Below are 19,376 nucleotides of genomic sequence, written 5' to 3'. Positions count from 1 at the left end.
GTTCCATTCCATTTTAAGCTAACGTTAAAAACAAAAAGCTCGGATTAAATGAGAATAAGAATAAGAAATAAGAAGGTTAATAATGTCAAATATTATCTATCAATCAAAAATTAGTCAAATTGGTGAGTTTGCTCAAGATGCATTAACTGATGGCATGTTAATCCTGTTTAAAACTGGAGCACCAGCAGATTTAGCGGATTACTGCTTTGTGCATAATCATGATGATTTAAAACAAGATTTACAAGTTGGACAGACCATTTATCTAGGTAAACAGAGTTACAAAATTACCGCAGTGGGTGATGTTGCTAGCGTTAATTTCCGTGAATTAGGTCATATCACATTAAAATTTGATGGTAATAGCCAAGCCGAATTACCAGGAACCATTCATATAAAAGGTGAAACGCTAAGTCAGCTTTTTGTGGGTGATGAAATTAGAATTGTAAATGATTAAGGAACATAAAAAATGAAACAAGTAGCAGTTGTTATAGGCGGTGGGCAAACTCTTGGTGAATTCTTATGTAAAGGTATCGCTGATGCTGGATACAAAGTTGCCGTTGCAGATTTGAATGCCGCTAATGCAAATAAAGTTGCAGATGAAATAAATCAAAAATATGGCACTGGCACAGCAAAAGGCTTTGTTGTTGATGCAACCAAAGAAGATAGTGTCATCAAGTTAGCACAAGACGTTGAAGCTACATTTAAACTTTCTGACTTATTAGTCTACAGTGCAGGAATTGCACGTGCAGCTCCAATTACCAGTTTTGCATTAAGTGATTTTCAATTATCGGTTGATGTCAACTTAACTGGCTATTTCTTATGTGCGCGTGAATTTGCAAAATTAATGGTAAAACATAATACCGCTGGTCGTATTATCCAAATCAATTCGAAATCTGGAAAAGTGGGTAGCAAACATAATTCGGGATACAGTGCAGCCAAATTTGGTGGTGTAGGATTAACACAATCACTAGCCCTAGATCTTGCTGATTGCGGTATTACTGTAAACTCATTAATGTTAGGTAACTTATTAAAATCCCCTATGTTCCAATCGTTAATACCACAGTATGCTAAAAAATTAGGTATTCCTGAAAACCAAGTGGAACAAGTTTATATTGATAAAGTCCCTTTAAAACGAGGTTGTGATTATCAAGATGTACTTGATGTATTGCTATTTTATGCAAGTGATAAAGCATCATATTGCACAGGGCAATCAATCAACATTACTGGTGGACAAGTGATGTTCTAGTTAAAATAAAGTGCGAAAGTTAATTTAAACTTATCGCACTTTTTATTCTAGCTTAAATAAAATGGAAAAATATTAAATATGACGACCACTCTAGTTGCTATAGCACTTATTGCTTGGTGTATTCAAATTATTTTTAGTTGGTTTCAAATTCGTCGTTTCAATAAAGCGTTTCTAGCTTTACAAAAAGGTTGCTACTTAGGTGTCGGTCGCAGTAAAAGTAAACGATTTAGACCAAGAGTATTAATCGCAATTTCATTAGATGAAAATAAAGTTGTGATTGATTCTATCATAATGAAAGGGATCACGGTATTTGCATTGCCTAAATCTATTTCCCAGCTCCATGGCTTATCTGTATCAGAAATAATCCCAGAAAAAATATTTCCAAACGACCTAATATCACAAAGTGCGTTGATTGTTGCCTTAACAGCAAACAATTAATAATTATCTTTTATTTTGAAAAGTAATTTCTTTCATTATAAAGTATAATGGTTTGCAAAATAAAATTTCCTATATACTAATAATGATGGAATCATAATATGAAAGTAAGGCAACGACAAACAGCTATTTTAGAATACCTGCAAAATCATGGGCAAGTTAGTATCGATGAATTAGTTGAGCATTTCAAGACGACTGGAACTACAATTCGTAAAGATCTTACTCAACTCAGCCAAAGTGGTCTAGTTTTACGTACCTACGGCGGTGCCATGTTAAACCGTGAAACTGGTGATAGAGCTATTGATCATAAAACTTACATCAACATTGGATCTAAAAAATTAATTGCATGCGAAGCAGTTAAATTGATCCACGAAGGTGACTCAATTATTTTTGACTCTGGAAGTACTGTTGCTCAGATGATTCCTATACTGACAAGTTTCAATAATTTGACTATTATGACCAACAGCTTACACATTGTAAATGAACTTGTTACACATAATAATGATCATACTATTATCTTATCAGGTGGTACTTTTCGCCGTAAATCGGCCTCTTTTCACAGTAACAGCGCATCAACTGCGGTCATATTTGAATCTTACACTTTCGATAAACTATTTATGGGGGCTGATGGGATTGATTTAATGGGGGGCGTGACAACATTTAATGAAAGCTATCACGGCAGTGTTGCCATGAGTAAGGCCGCGGCAAAATTAATATTATTAGCTGACTCAACTAAGTTTGGTAGGCGTAGTCCTAATGTTGTGTGTGACTTAAATGCTGTTGATACTATTATCACCGATAATAAATTAGATGACAAATATTATGAAGCACTCATACAAAGAGGCATCAAGGTCATTAAAGTAGATGTAATTGATAAAGAATAAAAAAATAGCATTGTTAAGATGTTGCATCAGCGGGAATTTATTTGAGTGACGCAAATTATTAGCAAAACAAATTTAATTTACTCAAAATTAAACCCCCCGCTAAAGCTGAGCGACTAACAAGTGTACTGACTTATCACCTTAAAATAACAACCTAGCACGGATTGTTCCTGACACGGTTTTCAGTTTAGCTAACAATTCTTCAGCCTTACTTTGTTTAACTCTATCAATATCAATAACAACATAACCAATCTGAGAATCAGTTTGTAAATATTGTGCTGAAATATTAAGCCCTTGTTCAGCGAATAACGTATTGATAGCTGTTAGAACACCAGGTTGGTTACGATGAATATTAATAAAACGGCTAGAACCTTTAGCTGGAATAGGTAGAGAGGCTTCAGGAAAATTAACTGCTGAAAGTGTTGCACCAGTATCAGAATATTTAGCTAGTTTACTTGCGACCTCAATCCCAATATTTTCTTGTGCTTCGCTAGTTGAACCACCGATATGCGGAGTAATAATTACATTATCAAATTGACATAATGGAGATTCAAAAGGGTCGTTGTTACTAGCAGGCTCTGTTGGAAAAACATCAATAGCTGCTCCACTGAGCTTATTGGCTTTCAGAGCTTTAGTTAAAGCCTCAAGATCGATAACTTTACCGCGTGAAGCATTGATTAAAATTGCGTCTTGTTTCATTGCGTCAATTTCGTTATCGCTAATCATTTTGATGGTTGTTGGATTTTCTGGCACATGCATTGAAACAATATCGCTTATTGCTAGTAATTCTTTCATTGTTGAAACTTGTTTAGCATTGCCCAAAGGTAGTTTTGTTTCAATATCATAAAAATAAACATTCATCCCTAACGATTCAGCTAAAATACTTAGTTGGCTACCAATATGCCCATAACCAATAATACCTAAATTTTTACCACGAGCTTCGTGTGAACCCGTCGCAATCTTATTCCATTTTCCTCGGTGTGCTTTAGCATTTGCTTCTGGTACTCGACGAAGTAATAATATTGCTTCGGCTAATACTAACTCTGCTACAGATCGTGTATTTGAAAATGGTGCATTAAAAACAGGAATACCTTTTACTGCCGCCGCATCAAGATCAACTTGGTTGGTACCTATACAAAAACAGCCAATGCCAGCAAGTTTGGGTGCTGCATCAATAATATCTTTAGTTAATTGTGTTCTTGATCGGATCCCAATAAATCGGATATCTTTCAGAGCTTGCTTAAGTTTTTCAGGTGATAATGCGCTTTTATGATATTTAATATTGGTAAACCCGGCGGATTTTAATATTTCAATTGCGCTAGGGTGAACTCCCTCAAGTAATAAAAACTTATTTTCATCTTTGGTTAAAGTTTGAATAACCATTATTTTTTCATTTCCTCTTTTTCCTTCAGCATATAAATTGCTACTTATAGATAAATACTATTTATTAACTTAATTGTAATAAATGATTTTATCTAAGCTCTTTTACACCCGTACTGCATCCAACAAGTGCGATGTCAGCGCCTTTATTGGCAAATAATCCAACAGTAACCACACCTGCAATGCTATTAATTCGATTTTCTAGCTCCATTGGTTTGGCAATGACAAGATCATGAACATCCAAAATCACATTTCCATTATCGGTTATAACGCCTTGACGATATATTGGTTTACCGCCCAACTTATATAACTCACGAGCAACATAGGAACGTGCCATTGGAATCACTTCAACCGGTAATGGAAATTTACCTAATACATCAACAACTTTTGATTCATCAACAATACAAATAAATTGTTTAGCAATGGCTGAAACAATTTTCTCGCGCGTTAAAGCTGCGCCACCACCTTTAATCATTTGCAACTGGTGATTGATTTCATCCGCACCATCGACATAAACATCCAAAAAATCGACTTCATTACAATCGAGAACAGGAATACCATAGCTTTTTAATTTTTGGGTCGATGCTTCTGAACTTGATACAGTACCTTTGATTTGATCTTTTATTGTTGCTAATGCATCAATAAAATGGGATGCTGTGGAGCCTGTTCCTACTCCAATAAAAGAATCAGGTTTAATAAATTTTAAGGCTGACCAGCCTACGGCCTTTTTTAATTCGTCTTGTGTCATAATATCACCCCTATTTTGAGGATAATTTTTCTTAAAAAAATAAAAATTCGAAAGCAAAATTGTTGAAGATATGGCATAGTACCCAATTAGAAAGCAAAAATCATTAGGATTTTAAGAATTAAGTCAACTTTGTGATAGGTTTAAAACTTATTACGATATTAAAGTAGATTGAATATTTGAGCAATGATCAAATCATTAATAAAGAGATTATGAAGCGTCCAGATTATAGAGCGTTACAAGCATTAGATGCGGTGATAAAGGAACGAGGATTTGAAAGAGCTGCTGATAAATTGTGTATTACACAACCTGCGGTTTCGCAACGTATCAAACAATTAGAAAGCTTTTTTGGTCAACAGCTGCTCGTTAGAACTATTCCTCCGAAAGCAACCAAACAAGGTGAGCATTTGCTCGGCTTATTACATCAAGTTGAATTATTAGAACAGCAATGGTTAGGTGATAACGAGCAAAATGCCACACCTCTGTCTTTATCTATTGCGATTAATGCTGATTCGTTAGCAACTTGGTTTTTACCTGCGTTAAAACCAGTTTTAGATAAAAATATTATACGTTTTGATATTCAAGTCAAAGATGAAGAACATACATTAGAATTATTGCGTTTAGGCACTGTAGTTGGTGCGATTAGCATTCAAGCTAACCCTTTACCAGGTTGCCTGTCTGATTTATTAGGTGCTTTAGACTATATTTTTGTGGCTTCACCTGATTTTGCTAAAAAGTACTTTCCAAATGGTGTGACTAGATCATCTTTACTAAAAGCACCAGCTGTTGCATTTGACCATCTAGATGATATGCATCAGGCTTTTTTACAAGAAAATTTTAACCTTACGCCGGGTAGTGTAATTTGCCACATCACCAGTTCATCTGAAGCTTTTGTACAATTGGCTAAGCAAGGTTCAGCCTGCTGTATGTTACCAAAGTTGCAAGTTGAGCAAGAATTAAAAAATGGTGAATTAGTTAATTTAACTGGAGGGTTATATCAAAGGCGAATACTATATTGGCATCGTTTTGCTCCCGAAAGCAGTGTAATGCAAAATATCTCTGAAACCTTGATTCGTTATGCACAACAAACATTATCACAGCCTAAGGCTTTAGATCACGAATAATAGATAAATTAGATGATTTTTATACTCAAAAACATACTTTCCTGAAACTTTTTAACAAAATAAAGCCTATACATGAAGAGCTGAAGATATGAGCCAATTAAAAAATGATCGTTATTTACGTGCTTTGCAATGTTTGCCTGTAGACTATACACCGATTTGGATGATGCGCCAAGCAGGTCGTTATTTGCCTGAGTATCGTCAATTAAGAGCAAAAGCAGGTGATTTTTTAACGATGTGTCAAACGCCAGAGTTAGCTTGTGAAGTCACCTTACAACCATTACAGCGATTTGAGCTTGATGCTGCTATTATTTTTTCTGATATTTTAACTATTCCTGATGCTATGGGGCTTGGCTTATATTTTGAATCGGGCGAAGGACCTAAATTTAAAAAATCGATATCTTGCATATCAGATATTGAACGATTACCCATTCCAGATCCTGAGCAATCACTTAAATATGTGATGGATGCGATTCGATTAACAACAAAAGAGCTCAATGGCAAAGTTCCATTAATTGGTTTTTCGGGGAGTCCATGGACGTTAGCCACCTACATGATTGAAGGGGGCAGTAGCAAAGCATTTACCAAAATCAAAAAGATGCTCTATAGCGAACCCAAAGCGTTGCATAAACTACTTGAAAAACTCGCAAACAGTATTGCATTATATTTAAATGCACAAATTCAAGCTGGAGCGCAATCGATTATGATTTTTGATACTTGGGGCGGCGTATTAAGTCATCAAAGCTATCAAACATTTTCACTTGACTATATGCAACAGATTTTATCGCAATTAAAACAAGGTAAAAAAAGTGAAGATATAACTTCTTACATTCCTGTTACTTTATTTACTAAAGGAGGAGGAATATGGCTTGATCATATTATTAATACTGGTTGCGATGCGGTGGGAGTGGATTGGACTGTAAATTTAAGCCAGATTACTCAAAAAGGAAAAATAGCAGTACAAGGGAATTTAGAACCTTCAGTTTTATATGCAGGAAAGCAAACAATTGAATCCAATGTAGAGGTCGTTCTTAATGAATATGGCTACCACAATGGGCATGTTTTTAATTTAGGGCATGGTATTCACCAAGATATCCCTGTAGAGAATGTACAGCATTTGATTGAAGCGGTACATCGACAATCAAAAAGGTTTCATCATGATTAAAAATCCTGTTCAATTAAGGCTAGAAAAGTTACCACAATGGAAACAACGTTTATTTATGGTCTGCTTATGTGAACGAATGTATCCCAACTTTGTTTTTTATTGTCAGCAACAACATTGCTATCAACAACAAAACGAAGATGATGCTAAGAATTATAAAAAAATACTGGATCTTGTTTGGGAATCACTATTAGTTGAAGATGTAAAAATCAATTTTGATTTACAGCTTGAAAAATTAGAACTCATTATTCCAACTGTAACAGATGACAGTCCTTATATGGTTTATCCAGCCATCGATGCTTGTCATGCGCTTGGCGAAGTTTTGCACTCTTACTTGAGTGGTGAAATCGCCGAACATACCGCTAAAGTCAGTAGCATATCAGCAACTACTATCGCTGAATTTGAAATGACTAGAACAAATGTTACTCTTTCAGAAGATGAACAGCAAACTTTACCTAGTGTTATTGATGAATTTGATTTGCAGTGGGAAATATTTCGATTGCTACGCGAAGAACATAAAGAAATGATTGAATTGATAAAAGGCTTGAAAGAAGAAATACGAGCAGTGAAAATTAGCAATATTGGTGTTTTTTTGAGCGATCAAGGCGTCTAAAGTGTAATTTTTAAAATTTTTCTTTAATATTAGACAAATATAGACTACATTTAATAACAATGTAACCTAAGTAATGTTTACAGTAACGGCACTAAAATATTAAGTTTTAGCTCCGTTTATAATGTTAACTTTAACAATAAAATAATATGTAAGGATATACCCATGAATAAAACAGAACTTGTCGACGCAATTGCTAGCAAAGCTGATATTACCAAAGTAGCTGCAAAAACGGCGTTGGAAGCTACATTAGCCGCCATTACTGAATCATTAAAAGCTGGTGAGCCAGTTCAATTAGTTGGTTTTGGTACATTTAAAGTTAATTCTCGTAAAGCTCGTACCGGTCGTAATCCAAAAACTGGTAAAGAAATTGAAATTGCAGCAAGTAAAGTACCTGCATTCGTATCAGGTAAAAGCTTAAAAGAAGCAATCAAATAAATTGCTTTTTCTTACTGTCAACTTGATTGATAGATGTAATGGGTCATAGGGTGTATCTTTATGGCCTTATTGTTTCAATAAGAATACATTATTTTAAGACAAATTGTCTTCGCTTTTCTATCTTGTTTATAAGTAGTATTAGAACCAAATTAGAATTATATTACTAATAATTTTAAGTGGTTATTTCAACCCATTTCGCATGTAATATATCAATCAAATCTTGAGGTGCGATTTCAATTTCTAATCCTCTTTTGCCACCTGATACAAACATTGTCGCGTGCTCACTTGCACTTAAATCAATGAGTGTGGGTAGTTTTTGCTTTTGACCTAATGGGCTAATTCCTCCTACTAAATAACCAGTTACCTTTTGGGCTAAATTAGGATTTGATAAATCTATTTTTTTACAGTTTAATGCTTTTGCGACTTTTTTAAGATCCAAATGACTATCGACAGGCAATACACAAACCGCTAACGTCTTATTGTTACCGTTTAAACTCACAATCAAGGTTTTAAATACCTGTGTTGCTGTAACATTCAAACTGGGATCAAGTTTATCAACCGCTTCTTGCCCATAGTTAGTTTGGTTGGGATCGTGTTTATATTGGTGGATATTAAATTTGATTTTTAACTTTTTAAGTAAATCAATTGCTGGAGTCATAGCTTTTAACCAATAGATTTAGTTAAATCAAAATAGTATATGGCAAATGATATCCTTACCAAAATAGAGTTGGTAAGGATATGAATAACAATTAAAGAATTAACTTATGGTCTTTTTGATTTTTATCATCATTGTTAGACGGTGCTGCTGAGTTAGAGGCACTATTTGCTAGCGTATAAAGACGATAGAAAAAGCTAGTAACAAAAATATCAAAAAAGACACTACAGAAAGAGAGGATCGTATCAAGGACAAAATTGTCACTATCGAACGCAATAGTTAATTGAGCAAAAACCATCACAAATGCTAGGTAGATTAATACCATCAAAATAGCTGAGCGCCACTGTGTTTTTGATAACTGAATGCTTAATGAAAGTGAGTCAAAAATATTGTTTTGACTAGGTTCAACCAGCGAAGCAAAAAAGAAGTTACAAAAGATAATTAAAATTAGGATTGGAATTAGTAATACTAAAAAAATTAATATAAAAATAAGTACTTTAGGTAAAAGCAAATTTAAACTAATAAGCACTATAGATAACATAAATGAGACTAAAAATATAAAGGCACCAATGATAATATAAAAAAAAATAATTTTTAATGTATTTGATAACGCTTTAGAAAGTAATAGATTTAAATTAAGTTTATCGCTGATATAAAGGTTAGAAATTGTTGCTATACTAATTGCTTTTAAAATAATTCCAATTAGTAATGTCAACATCACGAATAAAACATAGTTAGTTAAATTTTGTGAAAAATAGATTTGTTGAGCTAGATTTTGTTTGTCAAATAAAGAATTAAAAAACGTATGAATTAAAGCTAGCGTTAGACTAACAAGAATAAATTGCGTAATACGATTACGAATAAAATTGCGAGTTTGTGTAAAAGTTAAAGGAAAAGAGATTTTTTTTTGCATTTCCATATAAGTTCCTTACGTGTGGTAACCAGTGTAGCTACCACAATTATTTTTGAACGATTAAATTCGTAAATTAAGCTTGCAATAATGAAATATCAGCTACTTTTAAGAATAAGTTTTGTAGCTTTTTCAAAAGTGCTAATCGATTAAGCCTAATACCTTCATTGTCAACCATAACCATGACAGAATCAAAAAACGCATTCACCGTCTCTTTTAATGACGATAATTCAACTAACGCATCTTGATAACGGCTTTCACTAAAATACGGTGAAAGTTTATCGGTTAAAATCGCCAATTTTTTAGCTAATTGACCTTCTGCGCCTGTCTCTAGCAAGGCTGCATTGACCTGCTCAGGAATAGTAACTTCGGCTTTAGATAAGATATTTGACACACGTTTATTAGCTTCGGCTAGTGATGAGGCCTCTGGCAAGGTTCTAAAGTGAGTGACTGCCTTAACGCGTGCATCAAAATCAGCAGGTTTAGTTGGATTAAGCGCTAAAACAGCTTGAATCGTATCAATTGCAAAGCCTTGTTCTTGATACCAAGCTCGAAAACGACCCTGCATAAAAATAACAATATCTCCAACTACGTTTTTATTATTAAGCTTATCGCCATATAATGATGCTGCATAATTGGCTAATTCAACTAGATCTAAAGGCAGTGCCTTTTCAACAATAATACGCAAAACACCAATAGCAGCACGACGCAATGCAAAAGGATCTTTATCGCCTTTAGGGTGCTGACCAATACCAAAAATGCCAGCTAAAGTATCCAATTTTTCAGCGATAGAAACTGCGCAAGAAACAGTAGTACTTGGTAATTCATCACCAGAAAAACGTGGTTTATACTGTTCTTCAATGGCGGTTGCAACTTCAATACTTTCGCCATCTTTAAGGGCTAAATAACGCCCCATAATACCTTGTGTTTCAGGGAATTCAAAAACAGTATTAGTCACTAAATCGCATTTTGTTAATTTTCCCGCTCGTTTGGCTTGCTCAATATCAGCCCCAATTTTATCGGCAATAAAGCCTGATAACGACTCTATGCGAATTGCTTTATCCTTAACTGTTCCAAGTTGTTGTTGAAATAAAACTGTTTCAAGGCGAGGCAAACGGTCTTCTAAACGTTGTTTTAAATCAGTTTGATAAAAGAATTCAGCATCGGCAAGGCGAGGGCGAACCACTTTCTCATTACCCGAAATTACAACTTGTGGATCTTTTGACTCAATATTAGCCACAAAAATAAAGTTTGGTAATAATTTGCCTTGTTTATCATAAACAGGAAAGTATTTTTGATCACCTTTCATGGTATAAACCAATGATTCAGCAGGAACCTCTAAAAATCGCTCCTCAAATTTAGCAGTTAACACAACAGGCCATTCAACTAGAGATGAAACTTCTTCAAGCAAATTATCTGTTAAATCTGCTTTACCATTTAATTTTGCAGCTTCTTCTTCAGCTTGTTGTTTAATGATAGATTTACGTTTATCATAGTCAGCAATTACCTTACCACGTTGTTCCAAAATTTCAGGATACTGGTCTGCATTATCAATAGTGAACTCTTGTTCACCCATAAAACGATGGCCACGAATAATGCGATCTGATTTGATCTCTAAAATCGTACCGGGCACAAGTTCATCCCCATACAACATGGTGACAGTATGACATGGACGAATAAATTCAACTTGGCGAGCCGCCCAACGCATTGGTTTAGGGATAGGTAATTTACTTAATGCGGTTTTAACCATATCACTTAATAAATTAACAACTAGCTGACCTTTTTGATTTTGAGTATAAGAAAGCCATTCACCTTTATCGGTTTGTATACGCTCAGCCTGATCAACTGTAATACCACAACCACGAGCCCAACCTTCAGCAGCTTTAGTTGCATTGCCATTGGCATCAAAGGCTGCGCTGACCGCTGGACCTCGTTTAACAATTTGGCTATCGGGTTGCGTATCATTCAAATTTAAAACTTTTAATGCTAAACGACGGGGCGATGCATACCAAAGCACTTCACCATGTTCCAAATTGGCATTATCAAGCTGTTGTATAAAATTAGCCGCAAAGCTCTCTGCTAACGTGCGGAGTGATTTTGGTGGTAACTCTTCGGTACCAATTTCCACTAAAAATGTTTTTTGCATAATCTTCTAATTCCTACTTTGATGCACTTTTGCTAGAGAGTAAATTTTTGCACATAGGGAATCCAAGTGCTTCACGTGATGCGTAATAGGCTTCCGCTACCATTTTGGTTAATGTTCTGATGCGCAAAATATAACGTTGTCGCTCAGTTACTGAAATTGCTTTACGAGCATCAAGTAAATTAAAACAGTGGGCAGCTTTTAAGATGCGTTCATAAGCAGGTAGTGGCAGTGGTTTTTCTAACTCAAGCAAAAACTTGGCTTCTTTTTCGTGTTGTTCAAAACAATAAAATAAAAATTCAACATTTGCATATTCAAAATTATAAGTGGATTGCTCAACTTCGTTTTGATGAAACACATCGCCATAAGTTGTTTTACCAAATGTACCATCACTCCAAACCAAATCATAAACACTATCCACGCCTTGAATATACATTGCTAAGCGTTCAAGTCCATAAGTGATTTCACCAGTAACTGGCTTACATTCAAGCCCACCAATTTGTTGAAAGTAAGTAAATTGGGTTACTTCCATACCATTTAACCAAACTTCCCAACCAAGCCCCCATGCACCAAGGGTTGGATTTTCCCAATTATCTTCAACAAAACGGATATCATTAACAGTTGGATCAAGGCCTAATTGTTTTAACGAACCTAAATAAAGCTCTTGAATATTATCAGGAGAAGGTTTTAAGATAACTTGAAATTGATAATAATGCTGAAGCCTGTTTGGATTCTCGCCATAGCGGCCATCGGTTGGGCGGCGAGATGGTTGGACATAAGCTGCATTAATAGGTTCAGGTCCCAGTGCTCGTAGGCAAGTCATCGGGTGAGATGTTCCCGCGCCAACTTCTATATCCAAAGGCTGAATCACAGTGCATCCTTGATTAGCCCAGTAGTCTTGTAACGTAAGAATTAACCCCTGAAAGGTTTTGACATTAAACTTTTGCATGATGTTATCTTTATGGTTGAATTGATATTTCGATAATTTAAATAGTGCCATATATTATACTTTTTATCAGTACTTGTGAAATGCCTAATTACCACTTGTAAAAATGCTCTCGTTGTTTGCAGTTTTTCGAGAAAGTATTGTAATAGATATATATAAACTAACTAGTTATCATACACAAGGAATATAGCAACTATATCATAAAGAAAAAATAACATCATTGATTTTGCTAAATGTTTCTATGATCAATTATATAGTTATTTATAACCGGCTAAAGACAGTTCGATTAAAGTTGTTAGCACCTTTACTAGTAAGACGACAAATTAAGATCTATAACGGAATTTATCTTTGCGGAATGTAGCATGCTGACATCAAATGTTTATCTTTAAAAATAAATTAAACAATAATCTAGTGGATAATCAACCTCAGTACTGATAGTTTTTTGCGTGAGCTTTATATGGCATTTACTCAGATGAATTTTAATTTAGCATGTCACAGTTTTGACTAACTATATATCAGGTCAATGTCTTTATACCATTGAATGTATTAATTCTGATAGTAGTTGTGAGTATCAAGGAGAGGCATACTCCAATTTGTTAAAACGTGTAATAAACATTTTATCAATCAAAAAGGTTACAAAACCCACTAGCCTACAAAGAAGAGAGTAAGTTCAACTTTCCTAGTTCCAGCAATTATATATTGTGGAAAAAGCTTTACAATCCACCAAAGTTCCAACAACACAACAACCTAGCTTAATTAGAAATCTTTTAACCAAGCCAGACCATAATTTATTAATCAATAATAATACGACCATTCAAAGGTTGAATTGGGCGATTGTTATCGTGATGCATGATTGAATGGAATTTTTCGATTTGTTCAGTGGACATACTGGTTTCTTGTTCTAAAATAATCCATCTAACACCTTCTGTACACGGTGGCGTAGTCAAAGAACCACTAAAGCGGTAAAAATCTAATCTATTTGGCAATAATGCCTTAATATCAACCGATTGATTTAATTTTTCTGTGTTTCCTGCTTCTACCGGTATTTGTTGCCAAGCTTTAGCTAACTCTGGATTATGTTTTCCCTTCTTAAACATAAGGCCTACAACTGTTAAATCACCATTTTTGTTTTTATAAACAAAATGGGCTTCCATCGGAAAGTGCTTACCTTTAATTGTATTTTCGCTTGGTGTATGAAAATGAAATTGTTGTAGGATAAAAATTTCGTTGTCTATTTCGAGTGTATTGCCTTCGTTAACATTGATTTGAATTGTGTGGCCGTTGTTGATGATGTCTTGTTTCCCTATTTTAAACATCAAGTTAAGATTATTATGGTGTGTTTTTAGTGCAGATTCAATATTGATTGGTGATTGATTTTTGCCATTTTCACAGGTTGAGAATTCTGGAGAAAGTTTTCCCCAATTTTCGGGTTTAGTTTCGCCTTCATAGTCCCAATGTTGAACCGACTCCGTAGCAGCACAAGATAGACTAGTTAACATTAAGGATGCAATTATTACATTAAGTTTCATCTTAATTTTAAACCAGAAAGTTGATTAGTGGAAAACAAATTATACGCCACAAAAAATCACCTTACTAGAATATCAATTATGATTTTTTGATATTTTTTGTAAAAATACTTGTAGGAAAACACCGAATTGCTTATATTTTATAATTAAAATAATACTCTCAAAACTCATAAATATTTTAACCTTTTATTGTCTATCTTTTGAATCGGTAATTATTTGCTAATTATGCCACATCTCTATTTCACTTTATTGAAACTTTACTGAGCTAAATTGAGATTTATCCGAATAAATGTTTGGTCAATATTATGGTATTTTACACAGATAAGTTTTGTTATAGCGTTTAACTTGTCGTCTTATCTCCAATTTTTCATTATGTCAATGTTGGTTTAAATATTTAACCTGATGAGGTGATAACCGATATTTATTTTCCATTAGCATAAAAGAATCGATTATCAATTTAAAAGAGTGGAAAATTGATTATTTAGGTGAATAATCTGTACCAAAATAATGTTCACTAATTTTAGACAACTTGCCATTATTGATAATTTGTTGTATCCCTTGGTTAATATCTTTAATTAACCGTTCACCTTTAGCATCTTTACTGATCAATAAATAACTGTATGGAGAACCAATACGATCAGTATCATCTTGGTTTAATTCTATTATTTTTAGGTTAAGATTATATTCAGTAATCAATTGCGATAGCATCACTTTATCGATTAATTGAAAATCATATTGTCCAGTTTCAACATGCTGAAGTACAGGCAATAAATCAGCTTCACTATAAACAATTTTAACAGGATTATTTGGATGTTGTTCATTATATAACTCTAATGCGGTAGCATAATTCAGTCCTGGCGTCACTTCGGTTGATTTGCCATTAAGATCGGTAAACTGTTTAATATTGTTATTTTTTGTTGCAACTGCAATAGCATATTGATTTTTAAAAATAGGATCAGAGTAGAAATACTTTTCTTTCCGTTTTTCATTCATGGCAAAATTATTAGCACCTACCTGATAACGCTGCGAATCGAGACCCGCTAAAACTGATGGAAATTCAGTAATTTCAAAGCTAATCTCATATTGAGGTAGATTTGCAAATATTGTTTTTACCACATCAATATCATACCCCATTAGCTCACCTTTCTTATCTACCATGGTGAAAGGGCTTGGGGCACCAGATGTTGCAATAATAATTTTTTCTTTACCTTTTGCTTGCGTATCTTTATTTTGATTATCACAGCCAGTTAAAAATAAAGTTCCTACTACTAAAATATTTAACCACTTTTTGCAATTCATAACACTATTTTCTCCTTAAATTTGGCTTAATATTGCCAACGGATTGATTGAACTGTTTTTATCTACATTTTAAATAAAACCCATGTTTCTCATTTCAGTTAGATGATCGGATTGATAACGAACCATGCCCGTTTTCATTACTTCAAAGCCTAAATTTTTATAAAACTCGACGGTTTGTGGATGGGTGTAAAGAATAATATTGCACTGTGTTACCTGCTCAACAAGTTTATCAACTATCAGTCTTCCATACTGTTGCCCATGTAGATGTTTTGCCAATGCAATGTTATATATAGCCGCCTGACAAACACCATCAGATAATGCACGCCCAACACCAACAATGCGTTCTTGGTCCAGTAAAAATACAACAGCATAGCTATTACGAAACACTAGTTCTTGCATTTTAGCATCCAATGAACTAAGTCCATAAAAAGCAAGTAAATCTGCGACGTCTTGCCAATTAATACCATCACAATGTTGTTGAATAATAATATTCATTCATACTCCATTTATTAAATTTCATAATCAACTGCCAGAATAATATCTGGCTAAAAAATCTTTGGTTCTTTGCTGAGTTGGATTTGAAAACACTTGCTGCGGTGAACCATCTTCAATGATTTTTCCTTTATCTAAAAATAGCACCCGAGTTGCAATGTCATGTACAAAACTCATTTCATGAGAAACTAAAATCATAGTGATACCTAACTTAGCTGCTATTTTTATTGTTGCTAACACTTCTCTCACTAGCTCAGGATCGAGTGCCGAGGTTGGTTCATCAAGCAACAAAACTTTCGGCTCCATAGCTAATGCTCTGGCAATTGCGACTCGTTGCTGTTGCCCTCCTGATAGCTGTTTTGGATAATGATAAATTCGCTCAGCAAGACCAACCTGAACTAGTTTGCCGTATGCTATCTGCTTTGCCTTATCTTTTGGGTATTTTTTTACAATCATTAGTCCTTCCATGACATTTTCTAATGCATTTTTTTGTTGAAATAAATTGAATTGTTGAAATACCATTGATGTTTGTTGGCGAAATGCTACAACTTCATGCCTTTTTCTACAGTTGACATCAAATTCAAAATTATCAATACAGATCTTACCTTGCTGTGGTTTTTCTAATAAATTTAGACAACGTAAAAGTGTCGATTTACCAGCTCCCGATGCTCCAATAACCGCAACAATTTCATGAGGAAATATGTGAAAGTTAAGCTTATCCAATATCAGGTTATGATGAAATGATAATGTTAAATTTTGAACATTAATCATAATAATTTTCCTCGGCGATAACTTGGAGTGTCAACACTTTCAGAAATGGTTAAATGCTTTTCTAAATATTTCATAATTAGCTCAATAATAATGGTTAATATCCAATAAATTAATGCCAATGAAATATAAACCTCGAAATAACGGTAACTATGTCCTGCTAAAGTTTTTCCTCTACCAGTCATTTCAGTCACCGAACAAACAAATGCTAATGATGTACCTTTTAGTAAACCAATCAGCGCATTCGCTAAATTAGGTAATGCTATGATAAAGGCTTCAGGGATCACAATTCTCCGTAACAACTGGCTATAAGTCATTCCTAATGATTGCGCAGCTTCAATTTGACCTTTATTCACAGATTGTAATGCTGCGCGGATTGTTTCTGAATTATAGGCAGCCTCGTTAAAGGAAAAGGCAATTAACACAAAAAACATTGGGGATATACCATTAATATTATAGTGAGTATCATAAAAATAATTTATATAACGCAATAGGATAGGTATGCCATAAAAGCTTAAATAGAGCTGTACTAATAATGGGGTTCCTCTTACAAAAGAGACAAATACCGCTGCTATTTGTGATAATATCGGTATTTTATTCATTTTGATGATAGCAATAATTAATCCTAACATTACCCCTAGTAGCATTGAGAAAAAAGTAATAAAAAGTGTTACAGGTAAGTAAGCCAGTAATGTTGGAATTTGGATAAAAATCAATCCAATATCTAATATATTTGGCATTATAATTACTCCCATCAATAAAATTAATTATTCGAACTGAACTGTTGAGATCGGTTGTGTGGAGTATGCCAATTACTGACATCTGGGCCTAAAGGTAAAATATCATAAGGATTATGGGAATTAACGCCCAAAAAATAGCCTTTTTTTATTGCTTCAAAATCTGTTGTTTCACCAAATGCAGGGATTTGATAAAGGTCTCGAGCATAAGCCCACAAGTTAGGGTAGTCGATAATTCGATTACGATTAGTTTTAAAAGCAGAATAGTAGGCAACATCAAATCGAGCCAACGTCACATAAAGACGAATATCCGAATCCGTAATTTTATCACCGAATAAGTAACGTGATTGGCTCAAACGCTGCTCTAACTTATCTAATTGATTAAAAACAAGGTAGTATGCATCTTCATAAGCTTTTTGCGAGCGTGCAAAACCTGCTTTATACACACCATTATTCACTTCATGGAATATCACATCATTTAGCGCATCAATATCTGCTCGTAATTTTTCAGGATAAAGGTCAGGTGCATTAGCTTTATGAAAAGGTTTAAATGCAGTTGCCCAATAATAAGTAAGCTTAAAATAATCATTATTGACAACTTTTCCTGTTTTTACATCGACAACGGTTGGCACCGTTGCTCTACCATTATATTGAGGATCCGTTAAGGCATAAATTTCGGGTAAATAACGGATTCCAAGTACAGGATCTTTGCCGTTAGCATCAAGCGAAAATTCCCAGCCATTGGAGGTTCTAATCGGATTGACTTTTCCAACACTAATTACATCTTCTAATCCTAATAATTTTATAGCAATCATTGAGCGATGCGCCCATGGGCAAACAGCCGCCCAAATTAAACGATAACGACCTGCTTTAACGGGTAGCTGTCCAGATTTATCACCAAATTGTGTAACAAAACGATTTGTCTGGCGAACAAAAGCTCCATTTTTGTCAATCTCATTATTTTCAGTAGTAACGATCTTTCCTATAACTAAAGACATACGCTTACTCCTTATTATTTTGTACTGCAAAATTTTAACTATTTGGCAACTAGGTGGGGTAAATTTAGCATCAAATATTTTGCAGTTAAAATAACAAATAAGCATATTTATATAATTATCAATTATATATAAAATAAGCTATGATATGAAAACTTTCTTAATTAAGAAAACTATTTCCCTAAACGTTTATATAGCCTTTCTGGTCGTCCAATTTTTCCATGATTAAGTTCGACTGTTAATAATTTGATTTGTACACAATATTCTAAATATCGCCTAGCGGTTGTTTTGCTAATATTGGCTTTTTCGACTATTTCGTCAACAGTGAGTGCTTTATCGGTTTGCATAAATAAGTCTTTGACTTTTTGTAGCGTGATTTCTTCAATCCCTTTGGAGTGGCGGTTCATATCAACAAAATCTTTAGTTTGCAAATTGAAAAGTTCGTCTATTTTTCGTTGATTGACATGTTTTTGTAAACTTTGTCTATATAGAAAGAGTTCAAAACGCTCAAGTGAATGTTTTAATCGTTGATAAGAGACGGGTTTAATCAAATAATCAAACGCACCATAACGAATCGCTTTACTACAAGTATCCATATCACTTGCAGCTGTAATAAAAATAACATAGCAATCTAGATGATTATTTATGATGTATTCAAATAATTCTATTCCTTTGCCGTCAGGTAAATAATTATCGAGTAATATTAAGGTCGGTTTTAGTTTTTCTACCATTATTTTAGCTTCTTCTAGTGTTGAAGCTATTCCAATTACTTTAACTTTTGTGTCTTTTTGAATAAACTCTGCATTTAGTTCTGCTAAAATTGGCTCATCTTCAACAATAAGCACTTTGATATTATCTTCTTGAAATTGATTCATATAATTGCCTTTTTA

At 34.1% G+C, this 19,376-nt stretch carries 21 protein-coding genes; 8 read left to right on the top strand and 13 right to left on the bottom strand.

Translation table 11 applies throughout. The annotated features are described in order from the left end of the window. Positions 1 to 82 precede the first annotated feature (82 nt). The 4 genes from ACGH49_RS01335 (at position 83) to srlR (ending at position 2,562) form a co-directional block, all read left to right on the top strand. Positions 83 to 451 carry a PTS glucitol/sorbitol transporter subunit IIA gene (locus ACGH49_RS01335; protein ID WP_296207327.1) on the top strand — a complete coding sequence of 123 codons (369 nt, stop codon included), beginning with the start codon at positions 83 to 85 and terminating at the stop codon, positions 449 to 451. Between the two features lie 12 nt (positions 452 to 463). Then, complete coding sequence (gene srlD / locus ACGH49_RS01330) at positions 464 to 1,243, top strand: sorbitol-6-phosphate dehydrogenase (RefSeq protein WP_411587952.1); 780 nt, start codon at positions 464 to 466, stop codon at positions 1,241 to 1,243. A gap of 78 nt (positions 1,244 to 1,321) precedes the next feature. After that, complete coding sequence (locus ACGH49_RS01325; RefSeq protein ID WP_034913471.1) at positions 1,322 to 1,681, top strand: transcriptional regulator GutM; 360 nt, start codon at positions 1,322 to 1,324, stop codon at positions 1,679 to 1,681. A 98-nt stretch (positions 1,682 to 1,779) separates the two neighbouring features. Continuing rightward, positions 1,780 to 2,562 carry a glucitol operon DNA-binding transcriptional repressor SrlR gene (gene srlR / locus ACGH49_RS01320; RefSeq protein WP_065605654.1) on the top strand — a complete coding sequence of 261 codons (783 nt, stop codon included), beginning with the start codon at positions 1,780 to 1,782 and terminating at the stop codon, positions 2,560 to 2,562. A gap of 138 nt (positions 2,563 to 2,700) precedes the next feature. Here srlR and serA read toward each other — a convergent pair whose 3' ends face one another. Then, positions 2,701 to 3,942 carry a phosphoglycerate dehydrogenase gene (gene serA / locus ACGH49_RS01315; RefSeq protein ID WP_411587951.1) on the bottom strand — a complete coding sequence of 414 codons (1,242 nt, stop codon included), beginning with the start codon at positions 3,940 to 3,942 and terminating at the stop codon, positions 2,701 to 2,703. A gap of 88 nt (positions 3,943 to 4,030) precedes the next feature. Further along, positions 4,031 to 4,687, bottom strand: coding sequence for a ribose-5-phosphate isomerase RpiA (rpiA, locus tag ACGH49_RS01310; protein ID WP_065605658.1), 657 nt, complete (start codon positions 4,685 to 4,687; stop codon positions 4,031 to 4,033). Positions 4,688 to 4,896: 209 nt separating this feature from the next. Between rpiA and ACGH49_RS01305 the strand changes: the two genes are divergently transcribed. From ACGH49_RS01305 to ACGH49_RS01290, 4 genes are all read left to right on the top strand, one after another. After that, a complete protein-coding gene (locus ACGH49_RS01305) occupies positions 4,897 to 5,808 on the top strand; it encodes a LysR family transcriptional regulator ArgP (RefSeq protein ID WP_411587950.1) in 912 nt (303 codons plus the stop codon). Positions 5,809 to 5,896: 88 nt separating this feature from the next. Next, complete coding sequence (hemE, locus tag ACGH49_RS01300) at positions 5,897 to 6,970, top strand: uroporphyrinogen decarboxylase (RefSeq protein WP_411587949.1); 1,074 nt, start codon at positions 5,897 to 5,899, stop codon at positions 6,968 to 6,970. Further along, positions 6,963 to 7,580, top strand: a complete 618-nt coding sequence (locus ACGH49_RS01295; RefSeq protein WP_411587948.1) for a YjaG family protein — start codon at positions 6,963 to 6,965, stop codon at positions 7,578 to 7,580. The genes hemE and ACGH49_RS01295 overlap by 8 nt, the downstream gene beginning before the upstream one ends. Before the next feature lie 162 nt (positions 7,581 to 7,742). After that, a complete protein-coding gene (locus ACGH49_RS01290) occupies positions 7,743 to 8,015 on the top strand; it encodes an HU family DNA-binding protein (RefSeq protein WP_065605666.1) in 273 nt (90 codons plus the stop codon). A 172-nt stretch (positions 8,016 to 8,187) separates the two neighbouring features. Here the strand turns inward: ACGH49_RS01290 and ybaK are convergent, their stop codons facing one another. The 11 genes from ybaK to ACGH49_RS01235 form a co-directional block, all read right to left on the bottom strand. Next, positions 8,188 to 8,673: a Cys-tRNA(Pro) deacylase gene (ybaK, locus tag ACGH49_RS01285; protein WP_065605668.1), complete on the bottom strand. Its 486-nt coding sequence runs from the start codon at positions 8,671 to 8,673 to the stop codon at positions 8,188 to 8,190. 91 nt (positions 8,674 to 8,764) lie between these two features. Further along, complete coding sequence (locus tag ACGH49_RS01280; RefSeq protein ID WP_411587946.1) at positions 8,765 to 9,589, bottom strand: hypothetical protein; 825 nt, start codon at positions 9,587 to 9,589, stop codon at positions 8,765 to 8,767. Positions 9,590 to 9,656: 67 nt separating this feature from the next. Further along, positions 9,657 to 11,729, bottom strand: coding sequence for a glycine--tRNA ligase subunit beta (glyS, locus tag ACGH49_RS01275; protein ID WP_411587969.1), 2,073 nt, complete (start codon positions 11,727 to 11,729; stop codon positions 9,657 to 9,659). 10 nt (positions 11,730 to 11,739) lie between these two features. Then, entirely contained in the window at positions 11,740 to 12,672 is a 933-nt protein-coding gene (gene glyQ / locus ACGH49_RS01270) for a glycine--tRNA ligase subunit alpha (protein WP_411587968.1), read from the bottom strand. Positions 12,673 to 13,460: 788 nt separating this feature from the next. After that, complete coding sequence (locus ACGH49_RS01265; RefSeq protein ID WP_065605674.1) at positions 13,461 to 14,198, bottom strand: carbonic anhydrase; 738 nt, start codon at positions 14,196 to 14,198, stop codon at positions 13,461 to 13,463. A 474-nt stretch (positions 14,199 to 14,672) separates the two neighbouring features. After that, positions 14,673 to 15,494 (bottom strand): transporter substrate-binding domain-containing protein, encoded by an 822-nt coding sequence (locus ACGH49_RS01260; RefSeq protein ID WP_411587944.1) that lies wholly within the window; start codon positions 15,492 to 15,494, stop codon positions 14,673 to 14,675. A 69-nt stretch (positions 15,495 to 15,563) separates the two neighbouring features. After that, entirely contained in the window at positions 15,564 to 15,989 is a 426-nt protein-coding gene (locus tag ACGH49_RS01255; protein WP_411587943.1) for a GNAT family N-acetyltransferase, read from the bottom strand. Positions 15,990 to 16,016: 27 nt separating this feature from the next. Beyond that, on the bottom strand, positions 16,017 to 16,757 hold the full coding sequence (locus tag ACGH49_RS01250) for an amino acid ABC transporter ATP-binding protein (RefSeq protein WP_065605680.1): 741 nt from the start codon (positions 16,755 to 16,757) through the stop codon (positions 16,017 to 16,019). Continuing rightward, entirely contained in the window at positions 16,754 to 17,494 is a 741-nt protein-coding gene (locus tag ACGH49_RS01245) for an amino acid ABC transporter permease (protein WP_411587942.1), read from the bottom strand. The genes ACGH49_RS01250 and ACGH49_RS01245 overlap by 4 nt, the downstream gene beginning before the upstream one ends. A 23-nt stretch (positions 17,495 to 17,517) precedes the next feature. Beyond that, on the bottom strand, positions 17,518 to 18,489 hold the full coding sequence (locus ACGH49_RS01240; protein ID WP_411587941.1) for a glutathione S-transferase family protein: 972 nt from the start codon (positions 18,487 to 18,489) through the stop codon (positions 17,518 to 17,520). A 170-nt stretch (positions 18,490 to 18,659) separates the two neighbouring features. Beyond that, on the bottom strand, positions 18,660 to 19,361 hold the full coding sequence (locus ACGH49_RS01235; RefSeq protein ID WP_034914423.1) for a response regulator: 702 nt from the start codon (positions 19,359 to 19,361) through the stop codon (positions 18,660 to 18,662). Positions 19,362 to 19,376 lie beyond the last annotated feature (15 nt).

The organism is Gilliamella sp. BG7, assembly GCF_046635565.1.
Lineage (GTDB): Bacteria > Pseudomonadota > Gammaproteobacteria > Enterobacterales > Orbaceae > Gilliamella > Gilliamella apicola_P.
The sequence above is the reverse complement of the archived record's forward strand: the minus strand, read 5'-3'. Positions and strand labels throughout refer to the sequence as shown.

Excerpts from the sequence above, each read along its gene's own strand:
- ACGH49_RS01240 (WP_411587941.1), bottom strand. The coding sequence starts at position 18,489 with ATGTCTTTAGTTATAGGAAAGATCGTTACTACTGAAAATAATGAGATT.
- ACGH49_RS01265 (WP_065605674.1), bottom strand. The coding sequence starts at position 14,198 with ATGAAACTTAATGTAATAATTGCATCCTTAATGTTAACTAGTCTATCT.
- ybaK (WP_065605668.1), bottom strand. The coding sequence starts at position 8,673 with ATGACTCCAGCAATTGATTTACTTAAAAAGTTAAAAATCAAATTTAAT.
- rpiA (WP_065605658.1), bottom strand. The coding sequence starts at position 4,687 with ATGACACAAGACGAATTAAAAAAGGCCGTAGGCTGGTCAGCCTTAAAA.
- ACGH49_RS01335 (WP_296207327.1), top strand. The coding sequence starts at position 83 with ATGTCAAATATTATCTATCAATCAAAAATTAGTCAAATTGGTGAGTTT.
- ACGH49_RS01250 (WP_065605680.1), bottom strand. The coding sequence starts at position 16,757 with ATGATTAATGTTCAAAATTTAACATTATCATTTCATCATAACCTGATA.
- srlR (WP_065605654.1), top strand. The coding sequence starts at position 1,780 with ATGAAAGTAAGGCAACGACAAACAGCTATTTTAGAATACCTGCAAAAT.
- ACGH49_RS01280 (WP_411587946.1), bottom strand. The coding sequence starts at position 9,589 with ATGGAAATGCAAAAAAAAATCTCTTTTCCTTTAACTTTTACACAAACT.
- glyQ (WP_411587968.1), bottom strand. The coding sequence starts at position 12,672 with ATGCAAAAGTTTAATGTCAAAACCTTTCAGGGGTTAATTCTTACGTTA.
- ACGH49_RS01245 (WP_411587942.1), bottom strand. The coding sequence starts at position 17,494 with ATGCCAAATATATTAGATATTGGATTGATTTTTATCCAAATTCCAACA.
- ACGH49_RS01260 (WP_411587944.1), bottom strand. The coding sequence starts at position 15,494 with ATGAATTGCAAAAAGTGGTTAAATATTTTAGTAGTAGGAACTTTATTT.
- ACGH49_RS01295 (WP_411587948.1), top strand. The coding sequence starts at position 6,963 with ATGATTAAAAATCCTGTTCAATTAAGGCTAGAAAAGTTACCACAATGG.
- ACGH49_RS01325 (WP_034913471.1), top strand. The coding sequence starts at position 1,322 with ATGACGACCACTCTAGTTGCTATAGCACTTATTGCTTGGTGTATTCAA.
- ACGH49_RS01255 (WP_411587943.1), bottom strand. The coding sequence starts at position 15,989 with ATGAATATTATTATTCAACAACATTGTGATGGTATTAATTGGCAAGAC.
- ACGH49_RS01290 (WP_065605666.1), top strand. The coding sequence starts at position 7,743 with ATGAATAAAACAGAACTTGTCGACGCAATTGCTAGCAAAGCTGATATT.
- hemE (WP_411587949.1), top strand. The coding sequence starts at position 5,897 with ATGAGCCAATTAAAAAATGATCGTTATTTACGTGCTTTGCAATGTTTG.
- serA (WP_411587951.1), bottom strand. The coding sequence starts at position 3,942 with ATGGTTATTCAAACTTTAACCAAAGATGAAAATAAGTTTTTATTACTT.
- ACGH49_RS01235 (WP_034914423.1), bottom strand. The coding sequence starts at position 19,361 with ATGAATCAATTTCAAGAAGATAATATCAAAGTGCTTATTGTTGAAGAT.
- srlD (WP_411587952.1), top strand. The coding sequence starts at position 464 with ATGAAACAAGTAGCAGTTGTTATAGGCGGTGGGCAAACTCTTGGTGAA.
- ACGH49_RS01305 (WP_411587950.1), top strand. The coding sequence starts at position 4,897 with ATGAAGCGTCCAGATTATAGAGCGTTACAAGCATTAGATGCGGTGATA.